Here is an 18,870-nt window from a genome sequence, read left to right as displayed (position 1 = left end):
GGCGCGGGCCGAGGGTCCGCGTCCCGCTGCCGGGGCCGCCGTCAGAGCGGCTGCGGGGGAGGGGTCGGCTCGGCGTCGAGGGCGTGGAGCGCTTGCAGGGCCCTGCCGTGCCAGACGGACATGCCGATTTCGGAGAACCCGCGGGCCGCCTCCCGCAGCAGCGCGTGCGCCGATTCCAGGTCGTGCCGTTCGACGGCGTGGCGGCCCGCCGCCAGCCGGGCGCGGGCCGCCACGAACGGCTCTCCGACCTCCGTGGCCAGGGCCAGGGCCGCGTCGAGCAGTCCCTCCGCTCCGTCGAGGTCCCCTGCCAGCAGCCGCGCCTCGCCCGTGCCCAGCAGCCCGTGAGCCTGGCCGATCCGGTCGCCTGCCTTCAGGGACGCCGTGGTCACCTGCCGGTAGACGGCCTCGGCCTGCGTCGCCCGGCCCTCGCCGAGATACAGGGCTCCCATGCGGTTGAGGATCTGCGCGGCCCCGCGTTCATCCCCGAGCTCCCGGTAGACGGCCAGACCCGTCTCGAGCAGTGGAGCGGCCCGGCCAGGGCGGTCGTGCTCGATGTGGATTTGGGCGATGCTGCCCAGCACATGCGCTTCCGCGTGCCGGTCGCCCACCTCGCGCAGCATCGCCAGCGCGCGCTCGTAGCGGCCCAGCGCGGCGTCCGCGCGTCCCTCGACCCGCTCGATGAGCGCCGCATTGCGCAGCGTCAGCGCCTGTCCGTGCCGGTCGCCCATCGACTCGAACAGCGGAAGCGCGGCCTCGAAGTGCGGCCGGGCCTCGCCGTGACGCTGCCGGAAGATGGCCAGCGTGCCCAGCGAGTGCCGCATCGCCGCCTCGCCGCGCACGTCCCCGGCGCCGATCGCGGCCGCCAGCGCGGTCTCCGAGGTGCGGCGCCAGTCGTCGAACAACCCCTGGGCCTCGAACAGAGTGACCGCAGTCATCGCCAGATCCCAGCACGTCTCGCTCAGCCCGAGCCGGGCCGCCTGCTCCACCGCGGTGACCAGGCCGAGCCGCTCGCTGCGCAGCCAGGCCATCGGATCGGCGAGGAGACGCTGGGACGTGGCCTCGCCGACGTCCCAGCGGGGGCCGCTGCCGTGCAGCACCGTGTAGTCGCCGCCGTACCGGCGCCTGTGTGCCTGCTCGGCCAACGCGAGATACGCCCCGGTCAGCCGGGTCAGCGCCGCCTCGGCCGCGCCCGGCGGCTCGTCGGCCGCCCCGCGTTCCCTGGCGTGCAGCCGCACCAGGTCGTGCATGCGGTAGCGGGCCTCCCCGACGTGGTCCACGCCCGCGTACTCCACCAGTTGTGCGTCGAGCAGCCTCTCCAGCACGTCCTCGGCCTCGCGGGACCCGGTGCCGAGCAGCGCCGCGGCCACCCAGCCGGCGAAGTCGGGGGCCTCCACCAGCCCGAGGCGGCGGAACAGCGCGCGGACCGGCTCGGCGAGCCCCGAGTAGCCCAGCGCGAGGCTGGCCCGTACCGAAAGCGAACCGTGGGTGAGCTCGTTGAGGCGATCGTGCTCGGCGGCGAGCCTGGACAGGAGCCGGTCGGCCGGCCAGTGCGGCCGCGCGGCCAGCCGGGCGCCCGCGATCCGCAGCGCCAGCGGCAGGTGCCCGCACAGCTCGGCCAGCCTGGCCGCGGTCGTCCCCTCGGCGTCCAGCCCGTCTCTCCCGGTGATCGTGTTCAGCAGTCGCACAGCGGCGTCGGTGCCCAGGACGCCGAGGGCGAGCCGGTGTGCCCCGGGCAGCGCCGTCAGCCCGGCGCGACTGGTGACGATCGCCGCGCAGCCCGCGCCCGCCGGGATGAGCTGTTCGGCCTGCGCCTCGTCGGCGGCGTCGTCCAGGATCACCAGGACCCGCCGGTCGGACAGCCGGGCGCGGAACATCTCGGCCCGCTCGTCGGTCGTGTCGGGGATCGCCGTGCCGGGCATGCCGAGCGCGCGCAGGAACCTGGCCAGCGCGTCGCGCGGGTCGACCGGCCGTGGCCCGGCGCCGCGCAGGTTCACGTACAGACGGCCGTCAGGGAAGTCGTCCCGCGCCTCGTGGGCGGCCCGTACGGCCAGAGCGGTCTTGCCCACGCCGGGCATGCCGGAAATCCCGCAGATCACCGGCGCGAGGACCGGCTGGGAACGCAGCACAGCGAGGATCTCGGCCAGCTCGCGGTCACGCCCGGTGAGGTCGCCTACGACGGCGGGCAGCAGGTGCGGCACGGGCTCCGGACGCGGCCTGGCGGGCCGCGCGGTGCCGCCGGTCGCCGCTCCGGCCTCCCGCCGCGCCGCCGCGGACGGGAATCCGCCGACGTGTAAGCCTCCGTAGGGTGAGGACGCCCTAGGCGCGGTCAGGGCGACGTCGGGCTCGCCGCGCAGCATCGCGCTCTCCAGGGCGCGCAGCTGCGGGCCTGGTTCGAGCCCGAGCTCCCGCGCCAGCAGGGTGCGGGTGCGCCGGTAGATGTCGAGGGCCTCCGGCCGCTGGCCTGACCGGTACAGCGCCAGCATCAGGCGGGCCGCGGTGGCCTCGGCCAGGGGGTCCTCGGCGAGCAGCGCCGTCAGCGCGGGGATTTGGTCGGCGTGCTCGCCCATCGCGAACCCGGCGTCGGCGCGGTCGGAGACGGCGCGCCTGCGGTCCTGGTCGAGCCTGGCGGCGGCCTCGGCGAGCGGAGCCGCTTCATCGAGGCCGGCGAAGGCGGGGCCCCGCCACAGCGCGAGCGCCTCGTCCAGCAGGGCGGCCGCCCCAACCGCGTCGCCTCCGCGGAGCGCCCTGCCGCCCCGCCCGGCCAGCTCCGCGAAGTGCCAGACGTCCACCTCGTCGGCGCGGGCGGCCAGCATGTAGCCAGAGTGGTCGTGCCGGATCCTGGCGGGGTCGCCCAGGGCCCTGCGCAGCCTGTGCACCAGCACCTGCAGGTTCTTGCGGGAGCGCGGCCCGAGCGGTTCCTGCCACAGGGCGTCCGCCAGCGTCTCGGCGGAGACGGCGTGTCCCGGCCTGGAGATGAGCAGCGCCAAGAGGATCCGCTGGCGCATCGAGGGCAGCGGCACGGAGCCGTCGTCCGCGATGACCGTCATCTGGCCGAGTAAGTGGAATTTCATCGACGCTCCGAGGCACTGGCAGAGCTTTTGATCTTGGGGTTCCGCCATCGGCAGGACGGTCCGCGCGTTCTCCCGGTTGACGGCTTCTCGGACGTTTCACCGTAAGGCGGATGCTCTTCCCTGCAAAGCTTTTGATCTCATTGTCAGCCAGGATCTCCCGATCGCGGCTGCGTTCTGCCCGTCACGAGATGATCAGGTAGTGCTTGGCCGGGGTGCCGGCCGAACCGTCCGGTCTGGTGTCACGCCCGCGAGCGTGCACTCGAACCCTCCCTGCCAAAATAGACAGAGGCAGCAAACAGGCATGAAACTCTGTGCTGAGGGTGGGGAAGGAGACATCCTTCGTGGGGGCAAGCAAGCCGGATCCGGAGATCCCCGCCCCTCAAGTGCGCGAACGAGGGCGTCCGCGCAGCTACTCCGCCGCCTACAAGGCCCGGATTCTGGAGGAGTACGACCAGCTCGACAAGGCCGGCAAGGTGCGTTGCTGCGCCGGGAGGGCTTGTATTCGTCGCTGATCTCCAGCTGGCGCACGGCGCGGGATCATGGCGCGGAGCAGGCGCTGGCCCGTCCGGTCGGCCGGCCGAAGGCCGATCCGCGGGACAAGCAGATCGAGAGTCTGCAGGCGGAGGTCGAGCGGCTGCGCGCCGAGCTCGGCAAGACCGTCAGGTGATCGAGGTGCAGGGAAAGCTCTTCGCGCTGCTGGATCAGCTCGCCACCGGCAGCGAGACCTCGACGCCTCGGGGCGAGCAGTGAACCAGCTCCTGCAGGTCTCCCAGGTCGAGGCGATCGAGCACCGCACCCCGCTGCTCGGGCGGCGCAAGGCATGCCAGGCGGCCGGGGTTTCGCAGGCCACCTGGTACCGCAAGAACCGCCAAGGCCCCGCCCCGCCCAGCCGCTGCGCGTAAGCCGCACCCGGCCGCGCTGTCGCGGGCCGAACGCGAGCGCGTGCGCGCCGTGCTGAATGAGCGGTTCGCCGATGCCGCGCCGGCCACGGCCTACTTCACGCTGCTGGATGAGGGCACCTATCTGGCGTCGGGTGAGCCGTCGTAGGCGATGAGAATGGGCGTGGACATGGGGATTCTCCTCTCGCATATGGAGTGTCAGCCGCGGGAGGCGGTGATTTCGTCGGCGGGGGCGGAGGTGTGCGAGCGCAGGGTTCCTGCGGCGAGTAGGGCACCCACCAGGGCGATGGCGGCGGCTCCGACGAAGGCGGCGGAGAAGCCGCTGGTCAGGGCGGGGAGGTTGCCGAGTTGGGCGGCGCCGTTGGCGGTGGCGATGGCGGTCATGGCGGCTAGGCCGAGGGCGGAGCCGATCTGGTAGCTGGTGTTGACGATGCCGGAGGCGAGGCCGCCTTCTTCGGGGCGTGCGGAGGAGATGGCGGTGCCGAGGGTCGGGATGAAGGCCAGCGACATGCCGAGGGCGGCGATGAGGCTGGCGGGCAGGACGTCGGTGGCGAAGCTGCCGTCGGGGCGGATGAATGCCAGCCAGGCCATGCCGGTGGTGAGCAGGATGAGGCCGGTGAGGGTCGTGGTCTTGGGGCCGAAGCGGTTGATGGTGCGGGGGGCCAGGACGATCATGCCGATCATGATGAGGATGGTCATGGGGAGCAGGGCGGCGCCGCTGGGGAAGGCGCTGTAGCCGAGGACTTGCTGCAGGTAGAGGTTGAGGAAGAACCACATCGGGATCCAGGCGCCGCCGAGCAGGAGTTGGGTGAGGTTGGCGGCGGCGAGGTTGGGGGTGCGGAAGATGGACAGTCGCATCAGCGGCTCGCGGCGGTGGGCCTGGATGGCGACGAATCCGGCCAGCAGTGCCGCTGCACCGGCCAGAACCAGCCAGGTGTGCGCGGAGCTCCAGCCGGCCTCCGGCGCGCGCACGATGGCGTAGACGGCGGCGGCCAGTCCGGCGGTGACGGTGAGCGCGCCGGTGATGTCGATGGAGCCGCGCTGGGTGGGGGCGGCGGGCATCAGCGCCCTGTTGGCGAACAGGGCGATGAGGGCGATGGGGATGTTGATGTGGAAGACCCAGGGCCAGCTCAGGTATTCGGTGATCACGCCGCCGAGGAACACCCCGGCGGTGCCGCCGGCGGGGGCGGCGGCGCCGTACAAGGCCATGGCTTTGGTGAGCTCCTTGGGGTCGTGGCCGAACAGCATCATGAGCAGGGTGAGCGCTGACGGGGCGATCAGAGCCGCCCCGGCGCCCTGGATGAGGCGACCGGCCAGCTCGACCCACACCTCGGGGGCGATGCCGGCCGCGAACGAGCCGATGAGCAGGATCAGCCAGCGGATACGGTCCAGGGGTATCTGTCAAGTGCGGTCGGCCTCGCGGTATCGCCACAACACGCCCAGAGCGATCGCCGCCGCCGGGATGACCAGCGCGAACCCGACGACCATCCCGGCGCCGAGTCCTGCGATCTCCTGGAGCCACCCCAGCGCCACGTACAACACGCCCGACGCGGCGACCGACATGCCGAGGACCATGCCCGCCGCGGTCGCCGGCGCGTCCGGTGCGAGGTCCTGCGCGATGACGACGTTGATCGGGCTGCTGATGTACAGGAGCACACCCGCCAGGATGGCGGCGACGAAGTACGGCACGCCGCCCGGCTCGAACTCGATCACGGCGATCAGCGGGATGCCTGCGGCGGCCAGCGAGCCGACGAGCGTCGTACGGCGGCCCAGCCGCGGTGCGAGCACGCCGCCGAGCAGCGAGCCCATCCCTGCCGCCAGCGAGAACGCGGCCAGCGTCCATCCGATCAACGCGTCATCGGTGGCCAGGCCGTGCTGGCGCACCAGCCAGAGGGGCAGCGAACTGGTGAAGGTGACGAAGGCGACGCTCGCCAGGCTGGAGGCGAGCGTGAGCCCGCCGATGGGCCCGCGGAGCAGCCGAAGCTGAATGAGCGTCCGCAGAGGGCGGTGGCCATGCGGCTCCCACTCGGGCAGTAGGGCGAAGACCAGGACGGCGAGCAGGATGCCCGGCACCATCAGCCAGGGGGTGACGGCCACGCCGAACGCCGACACCACGGCGAGGATCAGCACCGGGCCCAGGGCGAACCCGATCATTCCACCGGCTGTGAACAGCCCTACGCCGAGCACCCGGTTCGGCACGGTGGGGCCGCCCGCGATCGCCGTGCCCACGGGATGTAGCGCGGCCGAGCCCATGCCGCCGATGACCAGCAGGGTGAAAACGGCCGCCAAGGCGGGCGCGACGCCGATCAGGCTGAGGAACAACGAGGCCAGCAGCACGCCCACCGCCCCCACCAGGCGCAAGCTGCGATCTTCCGCTACCGCGCCGAAGAAGGGCTGGGTGACCGAGGACGAGATCGAATAGACGGCGACGATCAGGGCCAGCAAGGCCGGCCCGAGCTGGAATCGCGCTTGCAGCGTTGGCAGCAGGGCGCCCAGCATCGCGGTGATCGCGTCGTTGACGAGATGGACGGTGGCGAGGAAGACGGCGAGTGACGTCCCGCCGAGCACGCCTGGTCTGCGGATCACGTGTGGCATGTCGAGCTCCTCGGATTCGTGATGGATAGCTGCATCCGGGTGCCGGCGGCGTCGGGCAAGCTGCCGTGAAAACGCACCCGGCTTTCCAGGAATACCATAGGGGGGTATAGTGTTGCCATGGGTGACGAACCCGAGGGAGGACTGACATGCCCGGATATACCGCCACCAAGCAGGACCACGCGGTGAGACTGCGCCGCATCGAAGGCCAGATCCGTGGCCTGCAGCGCATGGTCGAAGACGACAAGTACTGCATCGACATCCTGACTCAGGTGTCGGCGGCGACCAGCGCGCTGCGGTCGTTCTCCCTGTCGCTCCTGGAAGAACATCTGGCCCACTGCGTCGCGGAGGCCACCCTGAAGGGCGGCCCGGAGGCGGCCGCCAAGGTCAAGGAAGCCTCCGACGCCATCGCCAGAGTCGTCCGTTCCTGACCCGTATTGACCTGCATTGATCCGGATTGAAGGAGAGATCGCTATGAGCACCGCCACCTACACCGTCAAGGGCATGACCTGCGGCCACTGCGTCAGCTCGGTCAAGGAAGAGGTCAGCGAAGTGGCCGGCGTCACCAACGTCGAGGTGGACCTGGCCACCGGCCTGCTGACCGTGGACAGCGACGCCCCCGTCGACCCGGCGAAGATCGTTGCCGCGGTCGAGGAGGCCGGATACGAAGTGGCGAACTCATGAACACCGCGGCCAAGCTAGGCTCTTACGTCCTGGGGCTCGCCGTCGTCTTCGGCGGCGCCCTGGGCGCGGGCAAGGCGGTGGGGCCGGTCGGGACACCCCCGCCAGAGGACCACGCCGCCATGACGACCATGGCGACGCCCACTGCAGGGCCCACGGCGAGCGCGGGACACGGGGAGCACGCCACCGAGCAGGCGAAGAACGATACCCCCGGAGGGCTTCGAGTGTCCGAGAACGGCTACACCCTCAACCCGCTCACCGACGCGATCAAGCCCGGCGAGCCGACCGACTTCCGCTTCACCGTCACAGGCCCCGACAACAAGCCGGTCACTGACTACGAGGTCGAGCACGACAAGAAGCTGCATCTCATCGTCGTCTCCCGCGACCTCGGCAGTTTCCGTCACGTTCACCCCGAGATGACGCCCGACGGCGTCTGGTCGGTCAAACTGACGCTGCCGGGCGCCGGGGCGTACCGTGCCTTCGCCGACTTCGCGCCCACGGGTGGTAGCGCCCTGACCCTGGGCGCCGACCTGGCGGTGGCGGGCGACTACAAGCCGCAGGCGCTTGCGCAGGCCACCCGTACCGCGACGGTCGACGGCTACACCGTCACCCTGGACGGCGAGCTGACCCCCGGGCAGTCCAGCAGGCTCACCCTCAAGGTCAGCAAGGATGGCAAGCCGGTCACCGACCTGCAGCCCTACCTCGGCGCCTACGGCCACCTGGTGGCCCTGCGCGCCAGAGACCTGGCCTACCTGCACGTCCACCCGGACGGCGAGCCAGGCGACGGCAAGACCAAGGCCGGGCCCGAGATCGTCTTCTACGCCGAGGTGCCCAGCACCGGCGACTACCGGCTCTTCCTCGACTTCCAGCACGACGGCGAGGTCCGCACCGCCGACTTCACCCTCGGTGCGGGTGACCGGCCGGCGGTCCCGACGCCCATCCCCACATCCACGCCGACACCCACACCCAGTGGGCACGGTGACGATGGCCACAGCCACTGAGCGAGAGAGAAAGGAGAACGCTGATGTCCCAGGTCACCGATGACCGGCAGAACGCGGTCGAGCTCTCGATCGGCGGCATGACCTGCGCCTCGTGCGCCAACCGCATCGAGCGCAAGCTCAACAAGATGGACGGCGTGACCGCGACGGTCAACTACGCCACCGAGAAGGCGAAGGTCACCTTCGGCGAAGGCGTCGACCCCCAGCAGCTCATCGCCGAGGTGGAGAAGGCCGGCTACACCGCCGCGCTGCCCGCCCCGCCCAAGACGGAGGCCGAGGCGGCCGAGCGGGAACCGGAGGACGAGCTCCAGCCCCTTCGCCAACGCCTGATCACCTCTGTGGTGCTGGCCGTGCCCGTGATCGCCATGGCGATGATCCCGCCGTTGCAGTTCACCAACTGGCAGTGGCTGTCACTCGTGCTGGCCGCACCGGTGGTGGTGTACGCGGGCTGGCCGTTCCACAAGGCGGCCTGGACCAACCTGCGGCACGGCGCCGCCACGATGGACACGCTGATCTCGATCGGCACCATCGCCGCGCTCGGCTGGTCGCTGTGGGCCCTGTTCTTCGGCACCGCCGGCACACCCGGGATGACGCACCCGTTCGCGTTCACCATCGAACGCACCGACGGCTCCGGCAACATCTACCTGGAGGCTGCCGCTGGGGTCACGGCGTTCATCCTGGCCGGCCGCTACTTCGAGGCCCGCTCCAAGCGGCGCGCCGGGGCGGCGTTGCGAGCCCTGCTGGAACTGGGCGCCAAGGACGTGGAGCTGGCCGACGGCCGCCGCGTCCCCGTCGAGCAGCTCAAGGTGGGCGACCGGTTCGTCGTCCGGCCCGGCGAGAAGATCGCCACCGACGGCGTCGTCGAGGAAGGCACCTCGGCGGTGGACGCCTCGATGCTGACCGGCGAGTCCGTGCCGGTCGAGGTGCGGCCGGGCGATGGGGTGACCGGTGCGACGGTGAACGCGGGCGGCCGCCTGATCGTCCGCGCCACCCGGGTCGGCGCCGACACCCAGCTGGCGCAGATGGCCAAGCTGGTGGAGGAGGCACAGACCGGCAAAGCCGCGGTACAGCGGCTGGCCGACCGCATCTCCGGCATCTTCGTGCCGATCGTGATCGCCCTGGCGCTCGGCACGCTGGGCTTCTGGCTGGGCACCGGCGACGGCGTGGGAGCCGCCTTCACGGCCGCGGTGGCAGTGCTGATCATCGCCTGCCCGTGCGCGCTGGGTCTGGCCACGCCGACCGCGCTGCTGGTGGGCACCGGCCGGGGCGCCCGGCTGGGCATCCTGATCAAGGGGCCGGAGGTGCTGGAGTCCACCCGGAAGATCGACACGGTCGTGTTGGACAAGACCGGCACCGTCACCGAAGGCAAGATGACCCTGGTCGACGTGCACGTGGCCGAGGGGGAGAGCCGGGAGGAGGTGCTGCGCCTGGCGGGCGCGCTGGAGCACGCCTCCGAGCACCCGATCGCTCAGGCCATCGCCCGGGCCGCCGGCTCCGACGCCACCGTCGAGGACTTCGCCAACGTCGAGGGGCTCGGCGTGCAGGGCATCGTGGACGGCCACGCGGTCCTGGTCGGCCGGCCCCGGCTGCTGGAGGAGTGGTCCCAGCACCTGCCCGCCGACCTGGAACGGGACCTCCACGAGGCCCAGGCCAAGGGCCGCACCGCGGTCGCCGTCGGCTGGGACGGCAAGGCCCGCGCCGTGCTGGTGGTGGCCGACGTGGTCAAGCCGACCAGCAAGGAGGCCATCGCACAGCTGCGGGCCCTCGGGTTGACGCCGGTGCTGCTGACCGGTGACAACGAGGTGGTGGCCAAGACGGTGGCCGCCGAGGTGGGCATCGACGAGGTGATCGCCGAGGTGCTGCCCGCTGACAAGGTCGACGTCGTCAAGGGACTCCAGAGCGAGGGCAGGGTCGTGGCCATGGTGGGCGACGGCGTCAACGACGCCGCCGCGCTCGCCCAGGCCGACCTGGGCCTCGCGATGGGCACCGGCACTGACGCCGCGATCGAGGCGAGCGACCTCACCTTGGTCCGGGGTGACCTGCGCGTGGCCGCCGACGCCATCCGGCTCTCCCGCCGCACGCTCAGCACGATCAAGGGCAACCTGTTCTGGGCCTTCGCCTACAACGTGGCCGCCCTGCCGCTGGCCGCTCTCGGCCTGCTCAACCCGATGATCGCGGGAGCTGCGATGGCGTTCTCCAGCGTGTTCGTGGTGAGCAACAGCCTGCGGCTACGCCGCTTCAAGTAGAACCATTCGGGATGGCTCCGGGCGGACACCGGCTCGGAGCCATCCGCATGAGAGGCTGAACACGCTCGACCTTGGGGACTCGTGGCGGCGGCGATCGCCGTGCAGCTCATGGCGCGGGCGCTGCGGCGTTGGATGCGGTGGGCCGTGCCCTGATCGCGTATGGCGTGCGGCCCCGCGGCTTGTACACCGCCAGCACGGTGGCCACCAGCAGCAAAACCAGTGCCAGCACGGCATGAAGCAGAACGGAGGGGCTCCTCAGCAGGCCTGATGCGGAGCTTGGCGCCGATGCCACGCGTGCCAGGTAGGCGAGCGTCTCGGTGTACATCAGCAGTACCGCGACAGCGCCGATGTTGATCAGGAGCTTGAACAGGACCCAGTAGTGCCGGAACAGCCCCCACGCGGTTCCGAGGGACTGGACGAGTCCCGTGAGAAGTGACGCGACCGCCAGCGGGATGAGGGTGTACCAGGAGGCCGGCTCCATCACCAGGTAGACCGCCCGCACCGTCTGGGCGTCCTGGCTGGTCAGGCCCATGACGGCGAGCGCCATGAAGACGAAGACCGCGCCGAGCCAGCCCATGGACGAGGTGATGTGGGTGGTGAGGACCAGCTTGCGGAGGGCAGGCGCCATCGTCCTCATGAGTTCATGAGGCCGGCGACGGCCGAGCCCGCAGCGAAGTGGCGGCCAGGTCCATGGCCGCCGGTGAGCATCAGGACGACGAACAGCAGGACCAGGACGGCCGCGATGATCCCCGCCACCTTCGCCCAGCGTGGCGTGCCGGCATCGTCGTCGGTTCGGTCGTGTACGTCTGCCATGTGACTGTCCTCCACGGTCGGCGGGCACGGTGTGCGGACCCATGCTTTACAAAACACTGTGTCTCCGTCAATACATCGCGTATTGACTCTGTCGTGCCGTATGCTCAAGGCGTGCCGAGACTGTGGAGCGAGACGATCGAGGCGCATCGCCGTGACATACGCGACGCGATCCTCAACCACACGTCGGCGCTCGTGGCCGAGCACGGGCTACGAGCGGTCACCATGTCCCAGATCGCGGAGAAGACCGGCATCGGTCGCGCGACGCTGTACAAATACTTCCCGGACGTCGAATCGATCCTGCTGGCCTGGCACGAACGGCAGATCGCCGCCCACCTCGAGCATCTCGCCGGAGTCCGCGACCAGGCGCGCGGCGCCGAAGCGCGGCTTCGAGCCGTGCTGGAGGCCTACGCCCTCATCACTCAGCGCTCTCGCGGACACGGCGACAACGCGCTCGTGTCGTTCCTGCACCGCGACGAGAGGGTCGCCCGAGCCCAGCGGCAGCTCCACGACATGATCCGGGACCTCCTGGCGGAAGGCGCGCGAGCCGGCGCTTTCCGCGACGACGTCGCACCGGAAGAACTCACCACCTACTGCCTGCACGCCATTTCAGCAGCCGGCGAACTGCCCTCCGAGGACGCCGCCCGCCGTCTCGTCACGGTCATCCTGACCGGACTTCTCACGTAGCGGGCAGACGCAGTCGTTTGAGCGCCAGGGCGTTGACGGCGACGATGACGCTGGACCCCGACATCGACAGCGCGGCGATCTCAGGCCGGAGTACGAGCCCGAACGCCGGCTCGAAAACCCCGGCGGCGATGGGCAGCGCCAGCGCGTTGTAGCCGATCGCCCAGCCGAGGTTCTGCCGCATCTTGCGCAGCGTGCCACGGCCGATCCGCAGTGCCGTGGGCACGTCCAGAGGATCCGAGCGCATCAGCACGACGTCGGCCGTCTCGATGGCCACGTCCGTGCCGGCCCCGATGGCGATGCCCAGATCGGCCTGGGCGAGAGCCGGGGCGTCGTTGACGCCGTCTCCCACCATGGCGACCTTGCGTCCGTCTCGCTGAAGCTCGGCGACCTTGGCCGCCTTGTCTCCCGGCAGCACCTCGGCGATCACGGTGTCGATGCCGAGCTGCTGGGCGATGCGTTCCGCGGTGGCGGCGTTGTCCCCGGTGAGCATGACCACCTCGACGCCGAGCTCGTGCAGGGCCGCCACTGCCGCCGGTGAGGTTTCGCGAGCCGCGTCCGCGATGCCGATGACCCCGGCCGCCGTGCCGTCGACACCGACCATGACGGCGGTACGTCCGCCCTCCGCCAGTTCCTGTCTCCTGCTCGCCATCTTCCCGAGCGCCACGCCTTCGCGCTCCAGCAGCCGCCGGTTGCCGACCACCACCTTGTGCCCGCCCACCTCGGCGATGGCGCCATGGCCGGGAACGTTCTCAAACCGCCCGGCTCTCATCGCATCCAGGCCAAGACCGCCGGCATGCCGGACGATCGCCTCCGCCAGCGGATGCTCCGACTCCCGCTCCACGGCCGCGACCAGACGCAGCAGTTCCTCCTCCGCCACGATGTCGCCGGCCACGACATCGGTGACCTCCGGCTCGCCCTTCGTCAACGTGCCGGTCTTGTCCATCACCACGACCTGGATGCGGGCGGACGTCTCCAGCGCCATCGCGTTCTTGAACAGCACCCCGCGCCTGGCCCCCAGCCCGGTACCGACCATGATCGCCGTCGGCGTGGCCAGACCGAGCGCATCCGGGCAGGTGATGACGACGACCGTGATGGCGAACAGGATCGCGACACCGACCGGCCGACCGGCCAGGAGCAGCCAGACCGCGAACGTCAGACCGCCCCCGATCAAGGCGACCAGGACCAGCCAGAACGCCGCCCGATCAGCCAGCCGTTGCCCCGGCGCCTTGGAGTTCTGAGCCTGCTGGACCAGCTGGACGATCTGTGCCAGGGCGGTGTCCGCGCCGACCTTGGTGGCACGCACCCGCAGCGTGCCGTTCCGGTTGATGGTCGCGCCGATGACCGCCGAGCCGACCTCTTTGTGCACCGGCAGGCTCTCGCCGGTGACCATCGACTCGTCCACCTCACTCTGGCCCTCCTCGACCGTTGCGTCGACCGGGATCTTCGAGCCAGGACGTACCAGCAGCAGGTCGCCGACCGTCACCTCGGCCGTCGGCACCTCGACCGTCTGGCTGCCGCGAATGACGGTCGCCTTCGGCGGCGCCAGGTCGAGCAGGGCGCGGATGGCGTCGTTGGCGCCACCCCGTGCCCGCATCTCGAACCAGTGGCCCAGCAGCACGAAAGCGGCCAGCACGGTCGCGGCCTCGTAGAACACCTCACCGCCGCCACCGGTGAGGGTCACGATCAGGGAGTAGAGCCAGCCCGCGCCCACCGCGACGGCCACCAGCACCATCATGTCCAGCGTCCGTGCTCGAAGCGCGCGTACCGCTCCGTCGAAGAAGATCCAGCACGAGTAGAAGATCACGGGCAGGCTGAGCAGCAGCGCCCACACGTCCTGGCGAAGCCCGAACGGGACAGGCAGGTCCAGCCCGAACACCTCGGTGCCGATCGGCGACCATGACACGATGGGGATGGAGAAGAGCGCGGCGACCAGGAAGCGGTTGCGCATGTCGGCCACCATCGCGGCCATGGACATCCCGGCATGCCCCATCTCCTCGTGCGGTGAAGCCTCTTCTTGCACGTGAGCCGCATGGTCCGGGTGCGCGGTCTCGATCGGCGCTGCACCCGGCGGGTCGGGTTCGGCCATGGGATCGCAGATGTGGGAGGGCACCGACTGCCCGGCACAGTGGTACCCGCACTCGATCACCCATGTGCGCAACTCGGCGAGAGAGGTCCGGCGCGGGTCGAAACTCACCGTCGCCGTCTGGGCAACGGGGTTGGCTTCCACGTGCAGCACACCGGGGCGGCGGCTCAGCGTGGCCACGACGACGTTCTGTTCGGAGGCCCACTGCAGCCCGCTGACGTCGAGGACCGCGGTGCTGCGTTCCTTGCCGTCGTCTTGGTGAGCCCGGGTGTGGTCGCTCATGGGCTGTTCCCCTTCACACGAAGCCGCCTGCTTCACGATGGGTCGTCGTAGATCTCGTCTTGGCTAGGGACCTCCCTACCCCCTCGACATGGTGAATACCGGGGAGAATCGCTACTACGGCCACGCTGCCGGGCGCCGTCCTGATCATCAGGCGGTCCAGGATGCGGCCGTCCGCGTAGTCCTCCTCGGCGGGTGGGCGGCATCGCAGGACAAGCGGCAGGCATCGGAGTTTGGCCGCCTAGCGGGGCGAAGGCTCAGCTTGAGGCGCGGAATGCGGTGGCGAAGGTCTTCCCGCCGTCCTTCGACTCCAGCACCGTCCCGCCCTCCAGGGCGGCCAGCAGGCGCCGGCGATCCACGGCCGTGAACGCGACCGCCTGGCCGGGGAGTGCGGCGGCGGCCGACCAGGTCTTGCCGCCGTCCTGGCTGGTGTGAACCTTGCCGTCGGCTCCCGGCCCCACCAGCCACCCGCCGGAGAGGACGTCCACATGGCTGAGCAGGGGCGCTTTCGCCACGTCGGTGAAGTTCACCCCGCCGTCTTCGCTCACCTTCAACCCGTCGGGCGTCGTCGCGTACACGCGCGAGGGCTTGTCGGAGCCGGCGCCGAGGTCGATCACCTTCTCCGCGGTGCCCTGCGTCCAGGTGGCGCCGCCGTCGAGGCTTCGCCAGACCTTCGACGTCTGGCTGTCGAAGGCGTAGAGGCTGTCGCCGGCGGGCTGGATGGAGTGGAAATCGGCGGAGCCGTGCTCCGAGATCGTCTTCCAGGTGGCCCCCGAGTCCGTCGACTTGATGAGGCCGAGGTGCGGAGGGAGCCCGGGTGAGACGTCCTCGGCGGACGGGTGTCCGCTGGCCAGGAAGGTCTTCGGCCCGACGATCGTGAAGCCCATGTGATCCTGGTCGCGGTCGGCCACCCGGGTGAGGGTCGTCGGGGACGTGACCTTGAACAGCCCGTAGTGCCCAGCGACGTAGAGGACGCCGTCGGCCGGATCGACGCCGAGTCCGTGAACGTGGCCTACGCCCAGGTCCGGCTCAGCCGCTCCGCCGGGCTCCGGCGACGCCTGGCCACAGGCTGCCAGGGCTGCGGCCAGCACGACTCCTGCGGCGCCTGTACACAGCCGCCGGCCTGCATACCTCATGGCGCGAGTCTACAACCGGCTACTACCACTCTTCGTAGAAGGTATGGAGAGTGATGAGGAAGGAATGGCATTGGTGGGCGAGAAACGCGCCCACGCCCGGTGCTGCGGCCAGGAGGGCGGGACCGGCGAGCAGTGCCGCCACCGTCGAGAGATCCCGTGAGGCGTTCGCGCCGGTCGAGCGGCGCCTGGGGGGCGGAGCATCCGGCGGACGCGGGTGAGAGCTGTCTCTCCGCCCGCGCCCCCTCGACCAGGCGGGTGACCTCGACTTGCGCCTGCTCGAATGCCTGCTGATGGGCGAGCACGGCGGCGACCTGCTCGGGGGCCAGTGAGCGCAGCGCGCCGGTGGTGATGACGGCGTGCCCGTTGCGGCCGGGCAGGCAGTACGCCAGGCGCTCCTCGTACCGGCCAGGCCATGCCCCATGCCCCACCACGGAGGCGGGCACGGCGACGGCGAACGCGGACAGCAGCGCCGAGGCGACCACCGTCACGCGCTGCGTCCCCTCGGCGGGCACCCCCGCAGCGCCGCCTCCAAGGCGCTCGTAGATGTAGGCCCGTCCGGATGTCCCTGACCGAGGTGGGGGCGTTGGTGGCCCACATGCGATCCATGATCGCGGACTCGAGCTCTCCCAAGCCACGCGCCATCTACCGGTCTCCTCTGCCCGCAGTTCACTCGCTGCTACCGGCGGTCGTAGGCGCGCGGGCAGAGGTGTCTTGACGTCACGCCAGGGCGTCCAGGCGGTCGCCGGCCAGGATGGCGCGCTTGACGCGGATCAGGTCCTTGGGCGAGTTCACCGCGACCGCGCCGACGAGCACCCCGTCCCGGGCGAAGGCGATCGCGAAGCGGCCCTCCTCCGGTGACCCGGTGACGACGCGGCTGGCGTCGGCGAGGTGGGGCAGGCCGGCGGTCTGGATGCGGGCACCGTGCACGTGGGTGGCGAAGGAGGGCAGATCGGCGTAGGGCTTGGCGTTGTCCGGCCCGGCGAGCAGGTTGAGCGCGGCGATGCCGCCCTGGTCATTGGCGTTCGACCAGTGCTCGATGCGGACGAGCGCGCCGCCGTACAGGCCATGTGGCCAGCGGGCGACGTCGCCGGCGGCCACCACGTCCGCCGTGCCGAGGGCGAAGAGGCGCTCGTCGCAGACCACGCCGTCGCTCACCGTCAGCCCGCTGCCCTCCAGCCATTCGGTGTTCGGCACCACTCCCATGCCCGCGATCACCAGGTCGGCGGGCAGCGTCCGGCCGTTGCTCAGCCGTACGCCCCTCACGCGGCCGGTCCCGTCGAATCCGGTCACGCGGGTCTCGCTGACCAGCTCGACGCCGTTGTTCCGGTGGTGGCGGGCGAGCCAGCGCGCCGCCTCGGCGCCAAGAACGTTCTTCATCGGGTACGGGGAGGCGTCGACGAGAGTGACCGGCAGGCCGAGGGAACGGGCGGTCGAGGCGACCTCGCCGCCGATGAACCCGCCGCCGATGACCACCACGCTGCCGGGTCCGGCGGCCAGCTCGGCGCGCAAGGCGAGGGAGTCCTCGATCGTGCGCAGGGTGTGCACGCCTTCCGGATGTTCGGGCAGCCGCCGAGGACGGGCGCCCGTGGCGATGACGAGGCCGTCGTAGCGGACCTCTGAGCCGTCGTCCAGGGTGAGTCGCCGCTCCGAGGCGTTCAGCCGTACCGCGTGACGAGCCTTCAGCCATTCGTCGCCGAGCTCCTCGGCGCCGGGGAGCGTGACCTCGTCGTCGCCCTTCAGCATGCTCTTCGACAGCGGCGGGCGGTTGTAGGGAAGATGCCGCTCCGCGCCGATCAGCGTGATCGTGCCGTCGAACCCTTCTCGTCGCAGCGCCTGGACGGCACGGAGACCGGCCAGCGACGCTCCGACGACCGCGATTGCGTTCAGCTCTCTCATGCGAGGCAGAATATACCCACTGGGGGTATATTACGGAGTGAAATGGATCACATATACCCTTAGGGGGTTAGGGTTGCCGGACCAGAGTTCGCGTGGCCACCGGCGAGAAAGCGCTTCTTGGGTGAACCGCCCAGGGCGGGCGCCGTACCTCCCCATGGGGACACCCGGCCGGCTTGGGCGGGTACTACGAGGCTCATTAGTACACTGATGGGGGCTCGTGACATGTCGATCGCCAAGAGAGTGCCGATGGGAGTGGCGCGGCGCCGCCTCGCGTTGCGAGCCGCGCGCGGCCTCCTGCTCGTCATCCTCGCCCTGGGCATATGCGGCATGCACACCCTGGGGCACGTCGATGGCGGGCATGGTGGCTCTCCATCGACTGCACACGGCATGGGCGTTACTCAAGAGCCCCTTGTGGCTGTTCCGCCGGGGCTCCGGGCATTCGTTCCCGAGCGTGAGGCGCCCGGGTTCGACCCGGCCGGCGTCTGCCTGGCCATCCTGACCTCGTTCATCGTCGTGCTGCTGATCGCCGCGTGGGTGAGAACGGGGCAACGATCCGATGGCGGCGGTGGGGCGCCGTCACCCGTCCAGCGGGTCGCCCGACCACCGCCGAAGCCCACGTCCCTGCGGCTGGCACGTCTCTCGATCTTGCGCATATAGGCCGATGACCCGTGCGGACGGGCCTTCGGGGACGTCCGCGAACCGGCCGATGATTCCGACGATTCGAGAGACCAGCAACCATGCGTATCAACCGCACGATCTCCCTCGCGGCCGCCACGAGCGCGCTCGCTCTGCTGACCGCCTGTGGCGGGGGCAACGGCGACTCCATGGCCGGGCATGAGGAGATGAGCAGCAGCGCGCCTACCGCCACCACTGCCGGCGCTTCGCCGTCGGCGACCTTCAACGACGGCGACGTCATGTTCGCGCAGATGATGATCCCGCACCACGAGCAGGCGGTCGAGATGGCCGACCTGGCGGCGACCCGCGCGAGCGACCCGGAGGTCAAGGAGCTCGCCACCAAGATCAAGGCGGCTCAGGCGCCGGAGATCCAGACCATGAAGGACTGGCTGACCGACTGGGGCGTGCACCCGGATTCCGGTGGGATGGGGCACAGCATGCCGGGTGTCATGTCCGACGAGGACATGAAGAAGCTCGAGGCCGCCAAGGGCAAGGCGTTCGACAAGCTGTTCGTCCAGCAGATGATCGCCCATCACAACGGGGCGATCGAGATGGCCGGGACCGAGCAGGCCAACGGCTCGAACCCCACGGTCAAGGAGCTGGCCAAGACCATCGAGACCACGCAGCAGGCCGAGGTGGAGCAGCTGCGGAGAATTCTCGACCGGCTCTGATGCCATGACTCGCCCGGGTGGGATTGCACCTGGGCGAGTCCCGCCTCGTTCGGCCGGACGATGCGGCGCGCGGCTCCCAGAGCGCGCGGCCTGGGCGGCTTCGGCGAGCATGCTGGTAGGCCGCTCGGCGGTGAGCAGCAGGCCGC

At 70.5% G+C, this 18,870-nt stretch carries 17 protein-coding genes; 9 read left to right on the top strand and 8 right to left on the bottom strand.

Annotated elements, in window-relative coordinates; translation table 11 throughout:
• Positions 1–41: 41 nt before the first annotated feature.
• A complete protein-coding gene (locus tag ID574_RS49110) occupies positions 42–3,071 on the bottom strand; it encodes an AfsR/SARP family transcriptional regulator (RefSeq protein WP_188195968.1) in 3,030 nt (1,009 codons plus the stop codon).
• A gap of 478 nt (positions 3,072–3,549) precedes the next feature.
• Here ID574_RS49110 and ID574_RS49105 point away from each other — a divergent pair, with 478 nt between their 5' ends.
• Complete coding sequence (locus ID574_RS49105; protein WP_188195967.1) at positions 3,550–3,738, top strand: hypothetical protein; 189 nt, start codon at positions 3,550–3,552, stop codon at positions 3,736–3,738.
• A 79-nt stretch (positions 3,739–3,817) separates the two neighbouring features.
• Positions 3,818–3,973, top strand: a complete 156-nt coding sequence (locus tag ID574_RS49100) for a hypothetical protein (protein ID WP_188195966.1) — start codon at positions 3,818–3,820, stop codon at positions 3,971–3,973.
• Positions 3,974–4,168: 195 nt separating this feature from the next.
• Here the strand turns inward: ID574_RS49100 and ID574_RS49095 are convergent, their stop codons facing one another.
• Positions 4,169–5,332: an MFS transporter gene (locus tag ID574_RS49095; protein WP_262496154.1), complete on the bottom strand. Its 1,164-nt coding sequence runs from the start codon at positions 5,330–5,332 to the stop codon at positions 4,169–4,171.
• A gap of 39 nt (positions 5,333–5,371) precedes the next feature.
• On the bottom strand, positions 5,372–6,565 hold the full coding sequence (locus tag ID574_RS49090; protein ID WP_188195965.1) for an MFS transporter: 1,194 nt from the start codon (positions 6,563–6,565) through the stop codon (positions 5,372–5,374).
• 146 nt (positions 6,566–6,711) lie between these two features.
• On the opposite strand from ID574_RS49090, the gene ID574_RS49085 reads away from it, so the two are divergent.
• Genes ID574_RS49085 through ID574_RS49070 form a run of 4 tightly spaced genes read left to right on the top strand, consistent with a single transcriptional unit; the run spans position 6,712 to position 10,487 of the window.
• A complete protein-coding gene (locus ID574_RS49085; RefSeq protein WP_188195964.1) occupies positions 6,712–6,993 on the top strand; it encodes a metal-sensitive transcriptional regulator in 282 nt (93 codons plus the stop codon).
• A 43-nt stretch (positions 6,994–7,036) separates the two neighbouring features.
• Positions 7,037–7,246 (top strand): heavy-metal-associated domain-containing protein, encoded by a 210-nt coding sequence (locus tag ID574_RS49080; RefSeq protein WP_188195963.1) that lies wholly within the window; start codon positions 7,037–7,039, stop codon positions 7,244–7,246.
• The gene (locus ID574_RS49075; protein ID WP_188195962.1) at positions 7,243–8,244 is read left to right on the top strand and encodes a hypothetical protein; all 1,002 of its coding nucleotides are present in this window, start codon (positions 7,243–7,245) and stop codon (positions 8,242–8,244) included. Before ID574_RS49080 ends, ID574_RS49075 begins: the two co-directional genes overlap by 4 nt.
• A gap of 23 nt (positions 8,245–8,267) precedes the next feature.
• Positions 8,268–10,487, top strand: coding sequence for a heavy metal translocating P-type ATPase (locus tag ID574_RS49070; protein ID WP_188195961.1), 2,220 nt, complete (start codon positions 8,268–8,270; stop codon positions 10,485–10,487).
• A gap of 106 nt (positions 10,488–10,593) precedes the next feature.
• Here ID574_RS49070 and ID574_RS49065 read toward each other — a convergent pair whose 3' ends face one another.
• Both ID574_RS49065 and ID574_RS49060 read right to left on the bottom strand, forming a co-directional pair.
• Positions 10,594–11,124 carry a hypothetical protein gene (locus tag ID574_RS49065; RefSeq protein WP_223167866.1) on the bottom strand — a complete coding sequence of 177 codons (531 nt, stop codon included), beginning with the start codon at positions 11,122–11,124 and terminating at the stop codon, positions 10,594–10,596.
• Positions 11,121–11,300, bottom strand: a complete 180-nt coding sequence (locus ID574_RS49060) for a hypothetical protein (protein WP_188195960.1) — start codon at positions 11,298–11,300, stop codon at positions 11,121–11,123. Before ID574_RS49060 ends, ID574_RS49065 begins: the two co-directional genes overlap by 4 nt.
• Positions 11,301–11,411: 111 nt before the next feature.
• Between ID574_RS49060 and ID574_RS49055 the strand changes: the two genes are divergently transcribed.
• Positions 11,412–11,984, top strand: a complete 573-nt coding sequence (locus ID574_RS49055; protein ID WP_188195959.1) for a TetR/AcrR family transcriptional regulator — start codon at positions 11,412–11,414, stop codon at positions 11,982–11,984.
• On the opposite strand, the gene ID574_RS49050 is transcribed toward ID574_RS49055, so the two are convergent.
• The 3 genes from ID574_RS49050 to ID574_RS49040 form a co-directional block, all read right to left on the bottom strand.
• The gene (locus ID574_RS49050; protein WP_188195958.1) at positions 11,977–14,349 is read right to left on the bottom strand and encodes a heavy metal translocating P-type ATPase; all 2,373 of its coding nucleotides are present in this window, start codon (positions 14,347–14,349) and stop codon (positions 11,977–11,979) included. The genes ID574_RS49055 and ID574_RS49050 overlap by 8 nt on opposite strands.
• Before the next feature lie 254 nt (positions 14,350–14,603).
• Complete coding sequence (locus ID574_RS49045) at positions 14,604–15,482, bottom strand: F510_1955 family glycosylhydrolase (RefSeq protein WP_188195957.1); 879 nt, start codon at positions 15,480–15,482, stop codon at positions 14,604–14,606.
• Between the two features lie 717 nt (positions 15,483–16,199).
• Entirely contained in the window at positions 16,200–17,378 is a 1,179-nt protein-coding gene (locus tag ID574_RS49040; protein WP_188195956.1) for an NAD(P)/FAD-dependent oxidoreductase, read from the bottom strand.
• A gap of 222 nt (positions 17,379–17,600) precedes the next feature.
• Between ID574_RS49040 and ID574_RS49035 the strand changes: the two genes are divergently transcribed.
• The gene (locus tag ID574_RS49035) at positions 17,601–18,035 is read left to right on the top strand and encodes a DUF6153 family protein (RefSeq protein WP_188195955.1); all 435 of its coding nucleotides are present in this window, start codon (positions 17,601–17,603) and stop codon (positions 18,033–18,035) included.
• A gap of 80 nt (positions 18,036–18,115) precedes the next feature.
• Positions 18,116–18,724, top strand: a complete 609-nt coding sequence (locus ID574_RS49030) for a DUF305 domain-containing protein (RefSeq protein WP_188195954.1) — start codon at positions 18,116–18,118, stop codon at positions 18,722–18,724.
• Positions 18,725–18,870 lie beyond the last annotated feature (146 nt).

The sequence above is a fragment of the Nonomuraea sp. SYSU D8015 genome (assembly GCF_008065375.1).
Classification (GTDB): domain Bacteria; phylum Actinomycetota; class Actinomycetes; order Streptosporangiales; family Streptosporangiaceae; genus Nonomuraea.
This window is presented reverse-complemented; position numbering and strand designations above follow the sequence as displayed.

Coding starts and splice junctions, on each gene's coding strand:
- ID574_RS49050 (WP_188195958.1), bottom strand. CDS start 14,349: ATGAGCGACCACACCCGGGCTCACCAAGACGACGGCAAGGAACGCAGC.
- ID574_RS49070 (WP_188195961.1), top strand. CDS start 8,268: ATGTCCCAGGTCACCGATGACCGGCAGAACGCGGTCGAGCTCTCGATC.
- ID574_RS49110 (WP_188195968.1), bottom strand. CDS start 3,071: ATGAAATTCCACTTACTCGGCCAGATGACGGTCATCGCGGACGACGGC.
- ID574_RS49030 (WP_188195954.1), top strand. CDS start 18,116: ATGCGTATCAACCGCACGATCTCCCTCGCGGCCGCCACGAGCGCGCTC.
- ID574_RS49065 (WP_223167866.1), bottom strand. CDS start 11,124: ATGAGGACGATGGCGCCTGCCCTCCGCAAGCTGGTCCTCACCACCCAC.
- ID574_RS49075 (WP_188195962.1), top strand. CDS start 7,243: ATGAACACCGCGGCCAAGCTAGGCTCTTACGTCCTGGGGCTCGCCGTC.
- ID574_RS49085 (WP_188195964.1), top strand. CDS start 6,712: ATGCCCGGATATACCGCCACCAAGCAGGACCACGCGGTGAGACTGCGC.
- ID574_RS49045 (WP_188195957.1), bottom strand. CDS start 15,482: ATGAGGTATGCAGGCCGGCGGCTGTGTACAGGCGCCGCAGGAGTCGTG.
- ID574_RS49060 (WP_188195960.1), bottom strand. CDS start 11,300: ATGGCAGACGTACACGACCGAACCGACGACGATGCCGGCACGCCACGC.
- ID574_RS49090 (WP_188195965.1), bottom strand. CDS start 6,565: ATGCCACACGTGATCCGCAGACCAGGCGTGCTCGGCGGGACGTCACTC.
- ID574_RS49080 (WP_188195963.1), top strand. CDS start 7,037: ATGAGCACCGCCACCTACACCGTCAAGGGCATGACCTGCGGCCACTGC.
- ID574_RS49040 (WP_188195956.1), bottom strand. CDS start 17,378: ATGAGAGAGCTGAACGCAATCGCGGTCGTCGGAGCGTCGCTGGCCGGT.
- ID574_RS49035 (WP_188195955.1), top strand. CDS start 17,601: ATGTCGATCGCCAAGAGAGTGCCGATGGGAGTGGCGCGGCGCCGCCTC.